Genomic DNA, 17,234 nt, shown 5'->3' with positions numbered 1-17,234 from the left:
AAAATTACTTATGAAAGCATCATTTTTGCTTTTTTCACTGCTGCTACTAAGCCGTCTATCTCTTCTTTGGTATTGTAAAAAGCAAAACTCGCCCTAACGGTACCCGGAATTTTAAAGAAATCCATTATAGGCTGGGCGCAATGATGGCCGGTACGCACGGCAATACCTAGTTTGTCAACAATGGTACCAATATCGTATGGATGAATACCTTCAATATTAAAAGAAATTACGGATGCTTTCTTGCTAGTATTCCCGTAAATTTTTAGTCCGTCTATTTCACTTAGTTTTTCAGTTCCGTAGGCAAGTAATTCATTTTCGTATGCCAGAATGTTTTCAAAACCAATGCTATTCATGTAATCAATAGCAGCGCCAAAAGCAATTCCCCCGCAAATGTTTGGTGTTCCCGCTTCAAATTTGTGTGGCAAGTCGGCATATGTAGTTTTTTCAAAAGTAACTTCAGCAATCATTTCACCACCTCCTTGATAGGGAGGTAATTTGCTGAGCCATTCTTCCTTTCCGTAAAGGATACCAACACCTGTTGGGCCACACATTTTATGGGCAGAAGCCACATAGAAATCTACATCCAGCGCTTGAACATCGGGTTTTAGGTGGGGACACGCTTGTGCGCCATCCACTAAAACAGCGGCACCAACCGCATGTGCTTTTTCAATAATTTCTTCAATTGGGTTGATAACCCCCAAAGCATTGGAGATATGGTTACAGAATACCAGTTTTGTTTTATCAGAAAGTAATTCAGCATACGCATCCATAAGCAATTCACCGTCATTACTCATTGGGATAACCTTTAATTTGGCTCCCGTACGTTCGCAAAGCATCTGCCACGGCACAATATTGGAGTGGTGTTCTAGCGCAGAAACAATAAGTTCGTCGCCTTCTTTTAAAAGTGTGGAAAAACCATTAGCCACTAAATTGATAGCGTGAGTAGTTCCTGAAGTATGAATAATTTCTTTGGCTTTCTTGGCGTTAAAATGTTCTTGAATTTTAATACGCGCCTGCTCATATTTATCGGTAGCTTCTTGGGAAAGCGTGTGTACGCCGCGGTGTATGTTGGCGTTATAATTAGAATAGTAGTCTACAATACAATTTATTACCTGTTGCGGTGTTTGGGATGTGGCAGCATTGTCGAAATAAACCAATGGATACCCGTTCACTTTTCTTTTTAAAATGGGAAAATCTTCCCGGATTTTCTGTATATCGATCATAGCTATTCTTGTAAAAGGATAAAACACAAAAGTACGGTAAAGTTAGAAGCTTAAAAAGGGAAGGCAGGAAAGTTTTGTTGGCACCGCCAAAGGGTAGAATACCCCGAGGTAGTTTACAAAAGAAATTATTAATTGGAATAAAACTACCTTCAAAGAAGGGCTTTGACTCCCGAAACTTCGTGTGGCGAAAGAGATTAGCCTGTCAAAATTAATTAACTATTGAGAATTACTTGCTTTTCCTTTGATGTAAGTTTCAGGGGTTAAAACGGCAAGCTCACTTTTTTTGAAATCTTTCAAGTTGCGAGTGAGAATAATTTTTATTTCTGAATTTTCGATGGCAGCATAGTTTTGAAGTGCATCTTCAAAGTCCTTGAAACTAGAATTGAGTGCGTTTAAAACAACATGTTTGTCCATTTTAACTGTGTCGATTATGGTTAAAAGTTGTTTTATTTTTTCCACCACTACCGTGTGCGTTGCCGTTTTTCTTAGTAGAGAGTAAACATTGGAAATTATAACAGGTGTGGTAAACCCTTTCAATTCTTTTTCTGCGCAAAGGTTTATAACTTCGGAAGCATACTTTGAAAATGGTTTTCTATCAAAAAAGAAATCCATGATTACGTCAGTATCAATTAGAACTTTGTCCATTTACAGATATTTTTTTTCCAGACGATTTTTAAGCTCTTTTTTGTAATCCATATCCTTTGGCATCTTAAAAGAACCTTTTAAAGACTTCACCAGAGGATTAAGGTCCTTTTGACTATCTTTTTCCTTTTCAGTGATAGTCTTAAGGTAATTTTCAATAATATCGGACAAGCTTCTGTTCTTTTCTTTGGCATACTGCTTAGCCCGGTCGATTATTTCCCGTTCAATTGTGAGTGTCAATTTTGTGTTCATAATACCTAATTTTAAGCGCTATAAAGATAAGAAAAATTCTTAAACACGTGTATTTAATTTTTTAACAACACGTGCTAAAGGTTTCTACAGAAGAACAAATTTTAAAACTATTCAAAACTTCTGTATTTTTAATTACACATTACAAACATCATATATTTTGAAAAACTTCAAACGCTTCGCCCTCTACACGATTCTCCTTATATGTTTTGCCCTTGTTGTCGTATTCTATTTCAACTATCCAAAACTGAATATCATAAGCGGCTACTCAGCAAAAAATGTATGTTCGTGCAACTTTCTCGATGATCGGACTAAAGAATTTACCGAACGGCACGATAATAACTTTTCCCCTGTAAATTTGGCAAAGAATAAGGTGTACCAAACAGATAAACTGTCAACATCCAGCGTTTACGGACTCCAAGAAAGGATCGCCGTTTACAGGGAAGGATTGGGATGCGTGTTGGTGCCTAAAAAAGCCGATTTGGAAAAGATAAGTGCTGCAACAGCGCCTTCTAGAACGCAAAAACAGACTAATTTGCCTTATCCTTACGGAGAGTTACCTCAAAAAGACACCGTTTTTTCCAATTTAAATTACCAACAAATTGATAAAACGGTAGAAGAAGCCTTTTCCAACAACGATGTACAAAAAACACGGTCGGTTTTGGTGATTTATAAAGACCAGATTATTGCTGAAAAATATGGTGATTCCTTAAACAGGGATTCAAAATTGTTGGGTTGGTCGATGACTAAAAGCGTCATGGCAACGCTTTACGGAATTCTGCAATGCGAAGGAAAATTGAAAGTCAGCAACCCAGCCCCAGTGGATGCTTGGCAAAATGACGATCGCAAAAATATCACCTATACCAATTTGCTTCAAATGAATAGCGGTTTGGAATGGGAGGAAGATTATGCCACCATTTCTGATGTTACTAAAATGCTTTTTTTAGCTGAAGATATGAGCGCTGCACAAGCGAAAAAGGAAGCAGATGCTAAACCCAACGAACAGTGGAATTACTCTTCAGGAACGACCAATTTGTTATCTGGTTTGCTTCGGAAGGAATTTAGCACTTATGAAGAATACGTAAACTTTCCATATAAAAAGCTTATCGACCGTATTGGGATGCATAGTATGGTGTTGGAAACCGATGCCGCCGGGAATTTCGTAGGTTCTTCCTACGGATGGGCAACAACTCGTGATTGGGGGAAATTCGGACTCCTATATTTGCACAATGGCTACTGGAATGGCGACCAGTTGTTTGATAAAGATTGGGTGGATTATGTGTCCACTCCCGCACCAAACTCTGAAGGTCTGTATGGCGGCCATTTCTGGCTCAATGCCTCCAAAAAACTGCCAGACGTACCTACCGATGCCTATTTTGCAGATGGATTTCAAGGACAACGTGTCTATATTGTACCCTCTAAAGATTTGGTAGTGGTTCGTATGGGGTTAGCATCTGGGGATGCTTTCGATTTTAATGGATTTTTAAGTGGGATAACTGGGGCGATAGAATAATTTTGAGTTGGTAAAAGCGATTTGTCATGGCGAGGTAATTGCCGTGGCCATCTCCTGCAACAGTAGTAGTAAGGTTAAATAATAAAAACTCAGTCTCAATTATTTTACATGGATAAGTTCAACTTTTAATTTTTATGTGAACTATAATTAAATCAAACATCCTAAATCTTTTATTATATTGATTATAAAATTCGGATCGAACGCTAGGCAACAATATATGAGTCTCTGAGCTATTCAATTAAAATAAAAAGTGAAACAAAAAAGTTAAAAGAATTCTATCAACATAAAAGAAACCCATATAGCCACATTTCAAAATAAACCAATTCGACTTCAGGAATATGGGGTTGGTATTTTTGAGACGACCCCAACCAAATCTGCTTTAAAAAAGGCTTTAAAAAAGCAACTCATAAAAGTGAATGGTAAGTTGGCCACAACCGCAACTTATATCAGCGGTGGTGAAGAAATCGTACTGCATGTACCGGAAGTAGTACAGCCTTCCAAAAAACTTATTTTTCCTTTGGAGGTGTTGTATGAAGATGATTATTTGTCAGTTGTCTACAAACCGGCTGGTATCGCCGTAAGTGGTAACCGCTTTAAAACCATTGCCAATGCGTTGAGTCAAAATCTTAAACTAAGCACAGAAAGGGATGCCACTAGACCACAACCAGTGCATCGATTAGATTACCCCACGACAGGTGTTTTACTGGTTGGAAAAACCAACGGTTGCATCCGTGCGCTAAATGAATTGTTTGAACTTAAAAAAATAAAAAAAACCTATTACGCGGTTACTACTGGAAAAATGAAGCCAGTTGGAGACATAAGATTTTCCATCGATGGTAAAGAATCTTACTCACAGTATGAAGTTGTTCAAACAGTTCCCTCAGATAGGTTTGGTACTCTAAACTTAGTGAAATTGATTCCAAAAACCGGTAGAAAACACCAATTGAGAAAACATTTATCGAGTATTGGAAATCCTATATTGGGAGATCAACAATATGGAATAGAAGATCTTATTTTAAAGGGGAAAGGACTGTATTTACATGCGTGTAGTTTAAAGTTTGAGCATCCTTTTACAGGAAAGGAAATATGTTTATCTTCTGATTTGCCTAAAAAATTTACCAGAATTTTTGATTTAGAAAAATAGATTTTTTTATAATCCCATTTTTTAATGTAAACGGAAATTAGTTTATCAAACTTCTTTTTTAGTAGCAATACAGCTGACTTGCCTTCTTTTTCGATGCCAAATACAGAAAGTTTGTCTATAGCTTCGGTTTCAGGGTTGTAAACCATTAAAAAGGCCGAACGGGCATGTTGGGCCCCGCATCTTTTATCTCCTCCCGCTTTTGCTCCGGCTTCCAATGCAAGCATGAGACGCTCATTTAATGGTTTACCTGATGCATTCTCAAAGGCATCGAAAGCATGGTTAATAACAGCGTCGCTTACCAAAATATTACCTAGAACAGCAACATCTGTGCTAATTTTAGATCCGTTCCATACATTTATTTGCGCTCCAGAATACACCACGGGGTTGGAGCCTTGAGAAATGGAAATAAACCCGTATTGCTGCCTTTCAGGATTATATTCTTTATCTTTTAAAGCATTCAGTATTTCTTCGGGAGTTGCATCGGCCATCATTAAATCTACGGCTTTCATGCGCGCGAAATAGTTGCTGGCCGCTTGAACGACGATGGCTCCCTTCCCTGGAACTATGGAAGCAATTCCAGATACATCGAAAGTACAGGATGCACCTGCTATCCCTATTTCACCTGTGTTTCTATCCACTGCTATAATAGACCATGTTGCATAGGAAGGAAAAAATGACAGGATAAATAGAATAACTAAAATAACTCTACCTTTAGCGATAGTGATTGCTCGATTTTTCATTGATTTGATTGTTTTTTGATTAATGATGATACTTTATACCAATAAAGATGGGATTTATTTTAAATTGTTACAGTTCCATGTGATTTAAGAATATAGTAAATGGATTTATTCAATACAGCACGGCTAGCTATAAGGAAATTAAAAGAATATGACAGAAGTTTTTTCAAGGAACTTTTTACAGACGAAAGAGTTATTAATGCCGTTCCGCAAATACGTTGGAGTGATGAGATCATCGAAAACAAATTTCAAGAACATTTAAACCTAAACAGTACAATTCTTGCAAATAAATCCTGTTATTGGGGAATATATCTTATTAATAGTGCCGAACTAATAGGTTTGTGTATGCTCTTAACCAATAATGAAAACGATCGGGAATTAGGCTACAGATTTCGTTTTGAACATTGGGGCAGAGGCTATGGAAAGGAAACGGCTTTGGGAATGATTAATTTTTGTTTTGCTGAATTAAGACTTGAAAAAATTACCGCAGATGCCGATATTAATAATGTAGCGTCCACTAAAATTCTCAACAAGTTGATGCATCCTATAAAAACCTTCTACAATGCAAAAGCGAACTGTATAGACCGTCGGTTCGAGCTATCTAGAAAAGACTGGGAAAGCAACGATTAATTTATAAATAATTGATCTTCAATAATTAAAATAATTTAAGCTTTGCCTGCCAATTTTTTATTCCAATCTATAATTTATAGCTTTGCCGGAAATTTTTTCGGAATGTTGTGTAAAATAGAGCAGAAAGCAGTTGAAAATATAAAGCCTACAAACGTATTACCACAAACTCCCTATTGGGGCAGATTAAAGGATGAGCAGGGTTTTACGCCTAAAGGGTTTGAAATTACGGTATCCAAAGAATTATTGGGTTACAATAGCGAGGCCTCTATGCCTGTGCAAGATGATCTTTTGGTGTTGGTAAAATATTTAAATGATAGTTTTTGTTACGCCTATGTTCCTTACGGACCTAAATTGGAACCTGCTTTCGAGAACCAAGGTTGGTTTTTGGAAGAGCTTTCAGAAAAAATTAAAGCGCACTTACCTTCCAATTGTATTTTTATCCGTTATGATTTAATGTGGGAAAATCAATGGGCTGCAGAAGATGAATATTTTGATGAAAAAGGAAATTGGAATGGCCCTCCGGAAGGAAATATCCAAGAAATGCGGGTAAACTACAAAACGTCCAATTTTAATCTTCGTAAAAGTGCTAGTGACATCTTGCCGAAAAATACGTTTTTTCTAAATCTTACCTTAGATGAAAAAGATTTATTGGCCAATATGCGCTACAATACAAGATACAGCATTAAACAGGCTTATAAAAAGGGAATTAATGTACAGGAATATGGAATGGAGCGCATACAGGATTGGTATGAGTTGTACACAGAAACGGCAATTCGCCATAATATGCCTTTGCAAAACGTAGAATTCTTCAAAAATATTTTAGAAAACCAAGATAACGGCTCCAAAGGGGTTTCGGTTAAAATGCTTATGGCCGATAGCGAGGGGGAATTTCTGGCATCTATGTTTTTGGTTTTGTCTGATAAAAGAGCCAACTATTTATACGGGGCTTCTTTACCTAATACTAAAATGGCTAGTTATGCCTTACAGTGGGAGTCTATTAAAATAGCCAAAAAGCATGGCTGTACAGAATACGATATGTTTGGTTCTGCTCCAAATATTACTGAATCCCATCCACTTCGTGGGGTTCATATCTACAAAAAAGGTTTTGGAGGGAATTTGTACCACCGAATGGGCTGTTGGGATTATCCCTTTAAACAAAAAGAATACGATTTATTCCGACTACAGGAGATTAGCAATTAAAAGATTTGAATGTCTCCTGAGCTCAGGATCAAAAAAAATAATAAAAAATCCCCAAATAATCATTGACTATTTGGGGATTTTTATAATTGTTATTCAAAGTTATTACAAATCGAAACCGATGTTTACATTCAATTTCATTGCAATTAATTTGTTGATACGTGTTTTTAGCTCGGGTATTTTAACACTCTCCAACACGTTATTTGCAAAGGCATACATGAGGAGCGCACGGGCTTCTTTTTTCGGGATCCCTCGTGCTTGTAAATAAAACAAAGCTTCTTCATCCAACTGCCCAATGGTACATCCGTGAGAGCATTTTACATCGTCTGCAAATATCTCTAGCTGTGGTTTTGCATTGATGGTAGCCTTATCATCAATTAAAATATTGTTGTTCTGCTGAAAACCGTTGGTTTTCTGTGCTTCTTTCTCCACAATAATACGGCCGTTAAACACCCCAGTACTTCTATCAGCATAAATCCCTTTATAATCTTGGTGACTTTCACAATTTGGAGTGGCATGGTGTACCAATGTACTGTGGTCTACATGCTGCTTGTCTTCCGTAATTGTAATTCCTTTTAATGTGGAATTAATATGTTCCCCTTTATGAACAAATTGGAGGTTGTTACGCGTAAGTTTTCCACCAAAAGAAAAAGTGTGCACTGAAGCATGACTGTTTTGCTGCTGGGAAATATAAGTATTGTCAATTAAAGAGGCGTGTTGATTATCATTCTGAATTTTATAATAATCTACAATAGCTCTTTTATGTGTAAAAATTTCTGTTACGGAATTGGTAAGAACAGGATTCTCCGTTAAACTTTGATGCCTTTCTATAATTTGAACATGTGCATTCTCACCAACAACAACCAAAGATCTCGGTTGAAGCATCAACGAAGATTCTTTCCCAGTGGATAAATGAACAATTTGTATCGGTTTATCGACTACTTTTCCCTTTGGGATATTAACAAATGCACCTTCCCTAGAAAAAGCAGTGTTCAATGCCGTAAGGCTATCATCCGTTTGGGCTATTTTATTGAAGTAGTTCTCAATAACCAGCCTATACTTTGGCTTGGTAAGGGCAGAGCTCATTAAACAAACATCTAAACCTTCGTGTGAAGTTTGCGAAAGATGAGAGCTGTAAATACCATCGATAAATACAATTTTGTAGCTATCGATATCGTGAATGAAATATTTTTTAACGTCTTTAAATTCCAGCGCAGACTCTTCCTTTGGAAAAACGCTATAATCGGTTTTTAGCAACGCATTAAGAGAGGTGTATTTCCACGCTTCATCTTTCTTGGTTGGAAAACCTTTTTCTTCAAAGACTTTTATAGCTTCAGAACGGATATCGTGAACTGGATGGTCTACATCCACACGATTTTCAAAAGCCATAAATGATGATATTAATTTATCTTTTAATTCCATTTTAGAGTTGTTTCAAGTTTGCTGTTTTCAGTTTTAAAAACAACTAACCCTTATATTTTATTCCTTTGTATTCTTTCTTATTCAAGTAATTTATAAATGCCGAAATCCTTTTACTTAAATTTATATAACGCGTAACCAAGTCATTAAGCTCTATCTCGGTAATATATCCAGAATCGAAAACTCGGTAAAGCTGAGACCTGGTTTCTCCGGCAGATCCTTTGGCAATAGATAAAAATTGTCTGAATTCCATGTTTCCATCCCTGTCAAAGCCTTCAGCTATATTATCCATAGCAGACCCCGAAGAACCTTTAATTTGATCTCTTAGTTTATAGTCGTTTTTAAGATTGGTTAAGAAGATAATTTTTAAAATTTCTTTAGCAAGTGCTCTGGCCTCTTGCCAAATTTCTAAATCCTCAAAACGTTTGATGGTACTCATAAAACTTTAAACTAGAAACCAAAAACTAGAAATTGGTTAAACAGCTACTTCCTGCTTAATCCAGTCGTATCCCTTTTCTTCCAATTCGAGGGCTAGTTCTTTACCGCCAGATTTTACAATTCTTCCATTTAAAAGCACGTGAACATAATCTGGAACAATATATTCCAATAAACGTTGGTAGTGCGTAATAACAACTACGGCATTGTCTTTGCTTTTAAGTCGGTTTACACCGTCGGAAACAATTCTTAAAGCATCTATATCCAAACCAGAATCAGTTTCATCTAAAATAGCCAATTTTGGCTCTAGCATCGCCATTTGGAAAATTTCGTTACGCTTTTTCTCCCCTCCGGAGAAACCTTGATTTAAAGAACGGGAAAGAAATTTACGATCGATCGCCAATAACTCCGATTTCTCACGAATTTTCTTCAACATTTCATTGGCTGGCATATCTTCCAACCCTTGAGCTCTGCGCGTTTCGTTAATCGCGGTTTTAATAAAATTAGTAACCGACACTCCGGGAATTTCCACGGGGTATTGAAAAGAAAGGAAAATACCTTTATGAGCTCTTTCCTCGGGAGCCAAATCGTCAATACTTTCACCGAGAAAACTTATAGAACCTTCGGTTACTTCAAAATCTTCATTTCCGGCGATTACCGAAGAAAGGGTACTTTTACCAGAACCATTGGGTCCCATAATAGCATGTACTTCCCCTGGCTTTACTTCCAGATTAATTCCCCTTAAAATCTCTTTATCTTCTACACTAGCGTGTAAATTTTCAATCTTTAACATTTGTTTTCTGTTATATGCTGTTATCTTCTTTCCACTTATGTGGTTTGATGTATTTGGCTTTTCAATTCAACAAAAAACCAATATCTATTTTTGCTTATCCTACGGAACCTTCTAAAGAAATTTCCAATAATTTCTGTGCTTCCACAGCAAATTCCATAGGTAATTTATTTAAAACTTCTTTACTGAAACCGTTTACGATTAAAGCGATGGCCTTTTCTGTATCAATACCACGTTGATTGCAATAGAAAATTTGATCTTCCCCAATTTTACTGGTAGTAGCTTCATGCTCTATTTGCGCGGTCTTATTTTTAGTTTCAATATATGGGAAGGTATGTGCCCCGCACTCATTCCCCATTAATAAAGAATCGCACTGAGAGAAGTTTCGAGCATTTTCTGCTCTTCCTTGCACCTGCACCAATCCACGGTAACTATTTTGGGATTTCCCTGCAGAAATACCCTTGGAAATAATGGTACTCTTGGTGTTTTTTCCGAGGTGAATCATTTTGGTTCCTGTATCCGCTTGCTGATAATTGTTTGTCACTGCAATGGAATAAAACTCCCCAACAGAATTATCTCCCTTTAAAATACAGGAAGGATATTTCCAAGTAACTGCAGAACCAGTTTCTACTTGCGTCCAGCTAATTTTGGAATTCTTTTCGCAAAGACCTCTTTTAGTTACAAAATTGAAAACACCACCTTTTCCTTCTTTGTTTCCAGGAAACCAGTTCTGTACGGTAGAATATTTAATTTCAGCGCCATCTAACGCAATAAGTTCCACTACCGCAGCGTGCAATTGATTTTCATCACGCATGGGGGCAGTACAACCTTCTAGGTAACTTACATAACTGCTTTCATCGGCAACCACCAATGTTCTTTCAAATTGTCCAGTTCCAGCTTGATTGATACGGAAGTAAGTAGACAATTCCATCGGGCAACGAACGCCTTTTGGGATGTAGCAGAAAGAACCATCGGAAAATACAGCAGAATTTAAAGCCGCATAGAAATTGTCTTGTTTTGGCACCACGGTTCCTAAGTATTTTTTAACCAACTCGGGGTGCTCTTGTATGGCTTCAGAAATGGAACAGAAAATAATTCCCTTTTCTGCCAGCGTCTTTTTAAAAGTGGTCGCCACAGAAACAGAATCCATTACTACATCTACTGCCACACCAGCAAGTTTTTTCTGCTCATCGATAGAGATCCCAAGCTTTTTAAAAGTATCCAGCAATTCTGGATCAACATCGTCTAAACTATCGTATTGCGGTTTCTTTTTAGGAGCAGAATAGTAGGAAATTGCTTGGAAATCGGGTTTTTTATAAGTAACATTTGCCCATTCTGGCTCTTCCATTTTCGTCCAAGCCCGATAGGCTTCCAAACGCCAATCCGTCATCCATTCCGGTTCATTCTTTTTCTTCGAAATCGCTCGAACAATATCTTCATTCAATCCTACAGGCAACGTATCCGATTCAATATCGGTATAAAACCCGTACTCATACTCTTTGGTTTCGAGCTCTTTTTTTAATTCTTCTTCGGTATATGCCATATTTCTTAGTTAAAAAGTTGAGCGCTTGCGCTTTTTAAAATTTAAAGGGCTAGTTTTTCAACTTTTAAATTTATTTTTCCCACTAGGTGGGTTTTGTCATTTTTCGACAACTAGGTCGAAATCGTTAGTTATTTCGTTATAAACCTCGGACTCGCCAAAGGATTATTTAAAGCGAAAAACTTTCCCCACATCCACAGGTTCGCTGTGCATTAGGATTGTTAAAAACAAAACCTTTTCCGTTTAATCCGCCTGAATATTCTAAAGTTGTACCAATTAGGTAAAGGAAACTTTTTTTATCAACAATGATTTTCACCTCATTGTCTTCAAACATTTTATCCTCGTCTGCTTTGCTTTTATCAAATTTTAAGTCGTATGATAATCCGCTACAACCACCACTCCTAACACCCACACGTACAAAATCTTGACTGATATCGAAACCATCGTCCGACATCAATTGTGTGATTTTCTTTTTCGCTGTTTCAGAAACTTTTATCATAATAAAACCTTTCTTTCTAAATAGTTTACAAAAATAAGATATTAAACACGATTTACCATAGCGAATCGCATTATTATATTATATCTAAGGATAGACATTTGTTATGATTTAACGGAATTCCTTACAAATTTTAATTGGAATTAAGAAAAGTATAAGATACGCCATATTTAAAGAGCATTGAAGCTTTTTCCTTCGGAAATTAAAACAGCTTAAAGACCAGCCAATTTATGACGGAAAATTGTGCACCTCATTTGCCTAAAACCTCTTGAATTTTATCAATGACGGAAGTAGGTGAAATGGTTCGCATTACTTCTTTATAATCTTCAGGAGCCTTGTTCCCATAAATGGAGGTTGGTATAAGTGGATACTTTTCACGATCGGAAAGCAGGGCATTTTTTTCATCCTGTCGGTAAGGGTAAAAACCCGCATAAGGATGTGTGACACCCCAAAGTGTAATAACCGGAACACCTTGCATGGCTGCAAGATGACCATTCCCACTATCCATGGAAATCATGAGATCTAAATGATGGATAAGCTGTAATTCTTCATGAAAAGACATTTTGTTGAAGGTGTAAATTACATTTTCACGACCGTGGGAGAGTCTTATGAGTTCACTTTCGTCTTTTGCACCTCCAAAAAGGATGATTTTATACTTATCTGTTTTAGATAAATAATCAATTACTTCTTCCATTAAATCGATGGGGTACATTTTGCTTTCAAAAAAAGCAAAAGGGGCAATCCCTATCCACTTTTTAGTGTCTTTGCGGAGAATAGTATGGATTTTTTGTGGCAATTCCGATGGAGCAGGGAAAACATCTTTAGAAAGATCAATTTGATAGCCCAGAGCCCTAAAAACATTTGCGTAGCGCTCTATGGTCGTCTTCAGGGGTTGGAAAACGCTGCCATTTACTAGCTTTCTTTTGGCGGCACGTCCTTTATCAATGGTTTTTGCGGGAACACCCTTCAGTTTAAAAAGTGTTTTAATGACAGTGCTTCTTAAAGACCCGTGCAAATCGGCTATTTCGGTAAAACCGTAATTCTTTATTTCTGAATAAAATTTTAGAAGTCCGTTTAACCCTTGATGTTCACCTCGAATATCTGCGGTAACCACATCGATACCTTCAACGGTTTCAAAAACGGGCTTTAAAAAGGATTTGGTTGCAACGGTAACACTAACATTATTGTTCTGCTGAAGCAAACAACGAAGCACGGGAACCGCAATGGCGGCATCGCCAATATCAGAAAAACGAATGACTAAAATGTGTGCTGGTTGCTTCATAAAATCTATTTCTCCATGTATTGCTTAACGGTTGGAAGCTAGAAAAATCTCTTTCGACCAAGCCTGCTTGCTATGCGGGTTATTTCCAGTAATCGGCAACCCATTTTGCTGGACGTACGTAGCGATACCATTTTCCCCTACCGCCTTTAATGGCTTTATGCGGATTGATCTCTCCGTGGAAAATAATGATTTTTGCGCCCTCGGGAATTTCTGGAGTTTTCCAAAAAGCAAATGGAATTCTCGAAACGCAATCGTATTTATAGCTTGGGCACCATTCGGTAGGCCAATAATTAAGTAGTCCTTTTTCATGCACGGCCCATGATAAATATTCTTGCTCGTTTCTGTGCTCTTTTCGTATCGTGTCAAAATTTTCCACGAAATAATCGTACACATATCCATGCTTTCCAATTTCGAAGCGGTAAACAGAGGAGTTACCAGTGATACGCCATTGCTTATTGTAGTCTTTAATAATCATAAAAGCGTTGTCATCTTCAAAAAAACAATCAATATTGTCTACAATAACCACATCCAAATCCAAAAACAAAGCCGTACCCTGCAAACCGTAAAGGTCTTCTTTCAAGGTGGTTAATTTCTTCCACATACGCTCGGGCAGGTTGGAGTTTATTTTTACCTCGGGGATCGGAAAGCACTTTATATCATCGTCTATGCCCTTGTCGTCATCTGTAAAACAAACCATTGTGAAGGGAAGCGATAAATTACGCTTTACCATACTATAAAGTCGGTTTACATAAGTGGCATCGTATAAGGTTCCCCACTTCATGCAAAAAATATGTATGTTGTCTTTATTCATTCTAGAAATTATTTACTGTCCGACATTTCGAAGCAGATCTATCGAAAAATTGCTGTTTCCTGCAAATATACTTATTTAAAGCAGGATGAATTCCTTAAATTTGATGAATAAGGAACGATTTTAGACACTTTTTTAAACTTTCAATGCATGGAAATTCACAATATAAGCAAGCAAAACTCTGTAGTAAATCATTTTTTGGCTGAATTAAGAGATGAAAAAATCCAGAATGACCGAATGCGTTTTAGAAAAAATATTGCACGGATAGGGGAGGTGTTGGCTTATGAGATGAGCAAAAGTCTTCATTATACTTCGGAAGCAATAACTACACCATTGGATAAGAAGGAGGTAAATTTGATTGATGATGAGCTTGTTGTTTGCTCTATTTTACGTGCAGGGATACCACTCCACGATGGGATTTTAAATTTTTTCGATTGGGCAGATTGTTCTTTTATTTCCGCTTATCGTTACCAAACGCCAGAAAAGGAATTTGAAGTAACGGTGGAATATCTAGCCTCTCAAAATCTTGACAATAAGGTGCTCGTTCTCGCCGATCCCATGTTGGCGACTGGGCAGTCTATTTTAGCAACTTTTGAAGCGCTGTCGAAAGTAGGTTTGCCAAAGGAAGTTCATATTCTTTCTGTAATTGGTGCACAACCCGGGATAGAGTTTTTGGAAAAAGAATTGCCAAAAGACACAAGACTTTGGATAGGGGATATCGACCTTCAGCTGAATAAAAAAGGATATATTGTTCCAGGTCTCGGCGATGCGGGAGACCTTGCTTTTGGAACGCGTTTACAAAAATAAGATTACAAAGGGCATAACGATAAAAGAGCATACAAAAGCTTCTTTCAGCCAAAGCTTATCGATGCTTTCTACATATTTGGCAATGATTACGGAGAGGGGAAAAATACTAAAAATCACTTCGGAAGTATTTGCACTTTCAGAAATAATAGCCACTAATATGGCAATGCCCAGCATTAAAATTATGAGAATTCCCGGTACTCTGGTTATAAACGACTTACTTTGTTTACGCAGGAAAAAAGCCACTACGCTCCATATTCCCATTACGCATAAAAATACAAGCGGAACGATATACCTTAGATCTTCATACTTTTCCAGTTCAAATTTTGGGAGCAGCTGCAGATAGGCATAAAACTGGTTTAAATCGTTTATCAGGTAATAACTGGTAAAGCCTATGGAAAGCACGGTGAACAAAGCAACAAATGGAATCAATAAGTTTCGGTAGTCATTCTTTTTATAAAGAAATATCCCTGCGTAAACCAAAAAGATAAAAAATACCGACCAGCTATAAAAGAAAGTGGCGACAAAAACCCAAAGGGAAGCATCAAAAATTTTAATTTCCACGTCACGGTTCGATCGAATACTAACGAGCCTCCGGAAAGAAAGAAGTATAAAAACGTTGGCCACCAGAAGGTTTATTTCATTAAAAATCTTTGGGAAGAGGCAAAAAATAAGCACAAAAAAGAAAATGGTAAATGAATTACTCTTAGTTAAAAAGTTTTTCCTGTTTACAAAATCCACCAAAAACAAGGAAATTATAATTAAGGCAAAAGACTGAAAAAGCTTAAAAAAAACCTGAAGATTAACAGGCGCATCTAGATACAAAAAAAAGCCACCAACAAGGAATAGCGACAGAAATACAGCTAGTATTATAAAATTAATAGGATTAGTTCTATCAAAAATGCTTGAAATCATGCTAGGTTTTTGTATTTTTGCGGTGTAAATTTAATATTTCTTTTACTCATGAGTGACTTTTTCTACGGTATTCAGGATTTATTTGAAAATGTATTGTTCGTGCCTCTAGACGCATTACGTTTTCTAAATAGCTGGTGGTTGTCTAATGCCATTAATTGTATTTTTATATTAATTGGCTTTGCAGCCTTCTTCTATTGGATGAAGCAAATGAAAATTTTTAGCGAACAAGAGAAAGATACTTATCAGCCAGTTCAATAAAAACATCTTTTCGTAAAGCATAAAAAAAACCTATCGAGTTCCGATAGGTTTTTTTATGCTTTATAATGAAGTAATTAACTTCTTTTTTGTTGAAGGCTGTATTCTTTTAAGAACTTGTTCAATTCCAATAGGGCTAAAACAAATAATAATAAACCTAACAAAGCAACGGGAACTAAGAACATATATCTTTTAAAGATGCTTTTAGCTTCTACCCCTCGACGTGGAAAATCTGAAATAACATTAACAATTTCCGACTTGTTGGCGCGTTCTTCGTTAAGCGATACAATATCACCTTTAATTTTATCGATTTGTCTAATAAGCGCCAATTCTTTGTTTTGTTCGGTATCTCCACCTTCCCCTAAACTTATGTTGGTTCCTTGCATAGGCTTATCGGCCTCTTTTTCCATTACTCTTTTATAAAGGGTCTGCAGAGAGTCGATTTCCACCAATTGCTTTTTCAAAATACTATCTTGAAGGCTTAGGTTAAGTTGACGGATATTCTTTTGGACCTTAAAATAATCGTTGTTGGAGATCGACTTAATAATAGGCCCCTGAATCTTTTTAGCAACCTTACTATTGGTTGCTTTTACGATTACCGTATGGAAACGAGAATCGAAGGTGTTAAAATTATCCAGATATTTTTCCATATCTATCGCCTTTCGAGTAGTAGAATCCAAGCTTCGTACAAATTCATCGAACAATTTTATTTTCTGGTTTTCATCGGAATATGATTCTGCTTCGATTTCTTTAATACTAGCGGCTTCCGATGTTTCAATTTGTAAAGCCTCCGCCAAAGCAACTGAATCCTCTGCTTCAGCCAATTCGTTGTAGAACTTAACATTATTATAAAGCTGCTGTACACTTTGGAAATTGGGCTCTAAAGTCATTGTAGAGACATACACGGGCTCTTTTCTCATATCTAGGAACACACCGATTATTATCCCTACAACCCCAGCAATTACAAATTTTACAAGATGCTTTTGTATAAAAAGCATAAATGCAATTATGAGTCCGAATATCCCTTTAAAAATCCTTCCAATAAAATTGAAAAACTTTCTAAAACCGTCTCCAATTAGTTTAAAAAGCTGTCCTAAATCGATCTCTTCCGAGTTGTTGTTTTGATTTTGATTAGGTTGAACTTGGTCGCTCATA

General features: G+C 36.8%; 18 protein-coding genes and 1 pseudogene. 6 read left to right on the top strand and 13 right to left on the bottom strand.

Annotation, left to right across the window (positions count from 1 at the left end; all coding sequences use genetic code 11):
- Positions 1-8: 8 nt before the first annotated feature.
- The 3 genes from HX109_RS05770 to HX109_RS05760 form a co-directional block, all read right to left on the bottom strand.
- Entirely contained in the window at positions 9-1,223 is a 1,215-nt protein-coding gene (locus HX109_RS05770; RefSeq protein WP_317170438.1) for a cysteine desulfurase, read from the bottom strand.
- A 216-nt stretch (positions 1,224-1,439) separates the two neighbouring features.
- Positions 1,440-1,868: a PIN domain-containing protein gene (locus HX109_RS05765; protein ID WP_178950243.1), complete on the bottom strand. Its 429-nt coding sequence runs from the start codon at positions 1,866-1,868 to the stop codon at positions 1,440-1,442.
- On the bottom strand, positions 1,869-2,117 hold the full coding sequence (locus HX109_RS05760; RefSeq protein ID WP_178950242.1) for a DUF6364 family protein: 249 nt from the start codon (positions 2,115-2,117) through the stop codon (positions 1,869-1,871).
- A gap of 355 nt (positions 2,118-2,472) precedes the next feature.
- On the opposite strand from HX109_RS05760, the gene HX109_RS05755 reads away from it, so the two are divergent.
- Both HX109_RS05755 and HX109_RS05750 read left to right on the top strand, forming a co-directional pair.
- Complete coding sequence (locus HX109_RS05755; protein ID WP_317170437.1) at positions 2,473-3,627, top strand: serine hydrolase; 1,155 nt, start codon at positions 2,473-2,475, stop codon at positions 3,625-3,627.
- A gap of 277 nt (positions 3,628-3,904) precedes the next feature.
- On the top strand, positions 3,905-4,771 hold the full coding sequence (locus HX109_RS05750; RefSeq protein ID WP_178954073.1) for an RluA family pseudouridine synthase: 867 nt from the start codon (positions 3,905-3,907) through the stop codon (positions 4,769-4,771).
- Positions 4,772-4,956: 185 nt separating this feature from the next.
- On the opposite strand, the pseudogene HX109_RS16295 reads toward HX109_RS05750, so the two are convergent.
- Positions 4,957-5,511 (bottom strand): annotated as a pseudogene (locus tag HX109_RS16295) (DUF1028 domain-containing protein); the annotation flags it as partial.
- A gap of 99 nt (positions 5,512-5,610) precedes the next feature.
- On the opposite strand from HX109_RS16295, the gene HX109_RS05745 reads away from it, so the two are divergent.
- On the top strand, positions 5,611-6,138 hold the full coding sequence (locus tag HX109_RS05745) for a GNAT family N-acetyltransferase (RefSeq protein WP_178950240.1): 528 nt from the start codon (positions 5,611-5,613) through the stop codon (positions 6,136-6,138).
- Positions 6,139-6,240: 102 nt separating this feature from the next.
- On the top strand, positions 6,241-7,338 hold the full coding sequence (locus tag HX109_RS05740) for a lipid II:glycine glycyltransferase FemX (protein ID WP_178950239.1): 1,098 nt from the start codon (positions 6,241-6,243) through the stop codon (positions 7,336-7,338).
- A gap of 102 nt (positions 7,339-7,440) precedes the next feature.
- Here the strand turns inward: HX109_RS05740 and sufD are convergent, their stop codons facing one another.
- The 7 genes from sufD to HX109_RS05705 form a co-directional block, all read right to left on the bottom strand.
- Complete coding sequence (gene sufD / locus HX109_RS05735) at positions 7,441-8,757, bottom strand: Fe-S cluster assembly protein SufD (protein WP_178950238.1); 1,317 nt, start codon at positions 8,755-8,757, stop codon at positions 7,441-7,443.
- A gap of 43 nt (positions 8,758-8,800) precedes the next feature.
- Positions 8,801-9,193 (bottom strand): four helix bundle protein, encoded by a 393-nt coding sequence (locus tag HX109_RS05730; protein ID WP_178950237.1) that lies wholly within the window; start codon positions 9,191-9,193, stop codon positions 8,801-8,803.
- A 36-nt stretch (positions 9,194-9,229) separates the two neighbouring features.
- Complete coding sequence (gene sufC, locus HX109_RS05725) at positions 9,230-9,982, bottom strand: Fe-S cluster assembly ATPase SufC (protein WP_178950236.1); 753 nt, start codon at positions 9,980-9,982, stop codon at positions 9,230-9,232.
- 94 nt (positions 9,983-10,076) lie between these two features.
- Positions 10,077-11,522, bottom strand: coding sequence for a Fe-S cluster assembly protein SufB (gene sufB, locus HX109_RS05720; RefSeq protein WP_178950235.1), 1,446 nt, complete (start codon positions 11,520-11,522; stop codon positions 10,077-10,079).
- A gap of 166 nt (positions 11,523-11,688) precedes the next feature.
- Positions 11,689-12,018, bottom strand: a complete 330-nt coding sequence (locus HX109_RS05715; RefSeq protein WP_178950234.1) for a HesB/IscA family protein — start codon at positions 12,016-12,018, stop codon at positions 11,689-11,691.
- Positions 12,019-12,265: 247 nt separating this feature from the next.
- A complete protein-coding gene (locus tag HX109_RS05710) occupies positions 12,266-13,297 on the bottom strand; it encodes a glycosyltransferase family 9 protein (protein ID WP_178950233.1) in 1,032 nt (343 codons plus the stop codon).
- A gap of 79 nt (positions 13,298-13,376) precedes the next feature.
- Entirely contained in the window at positions 13,377-14,108 is a 732-nt protein-coding gene (locus HX109_RS05705; RefSeq protein WP_178950232.1) for a glycosyltransferase, read from the bottom strand.
- Between the two features lie 147 nt (positions 14,109-14,255).
- On the opposite strand from HX109_RS05705, the gene upp reads away from it, so the two are divergent.
- Complete coding sequence (gene upp, locus HX109_RS05700; RefSeq protein ID WP_178950231.1) at positions 14,256-14,912, top strand: uracil phosphoribosyltransferase; 657 nt, start codon at positions 14,256-14,258, stop codon at positions 14,910-14,912.
- Here upp and HX109_RS05695 read toward each other — a convergent pair.
- On the bottom strand, positions 14,901-15,824 hold the full coding sequence (locus HX109_RS05695) for a DUF6427 family protein (RefSeq protein WP_178950230.1): 924 nt from the start codon (positions 15,822-15,824) through the stop codon (positions 14,901-14,903). The two genes, upp and HX109_RS05695, sit on opposite strands and share 12 nt — an antisense overlap.
- Before the next feature lie 48 nt (positions 15,825-15,872).
- Between HX109_RS05695 and HX109_RS05690 the strand changes: the two genes are divergently transcribed.
- Positions 15,873-16,082, top strand: a complete 210-nt coding sequence (locus tag HX109_RS05690) for a DUF6341 family protein (protein ID WP_178950229.1) — start codon at positions 15,873-15,875, stop codon at positions 16,080-16,082.
- Positions 16,083-16,156: 74 nt separating this feature from the next.
- On the opposite strand, the gene HX109_RS05685 is transcribed toward HX109_RS05690, so the two are convergent.
- Positions 16,157-17,233: a hypothetical protein gene (locus tag HX109_RS05685; protein WP_178950228.1), complete on the bottom strand. Its 1,077-nt coding sequence runs from the start codon at positions 17,231-17,233 to the stop codon at positions 16,157-16,159.
- Position 17,234 lies beyond the last annotated feature (1 nt).

This window comes from Galbibacter sp. BG1 (assembly GCF_013391805.1).
In the GTDB taxonomy this organism is placed as follows: domain Bacteria; phylum Bacteroidota; class Bacteroidia; order Flavobacteriales; family Flavobacteriaceae; genus Galbibacter.
Note: the sequence above shows the minus strand (reverse complement) of the source record. Positions and strands in the feature narration are given on the sequence as shown.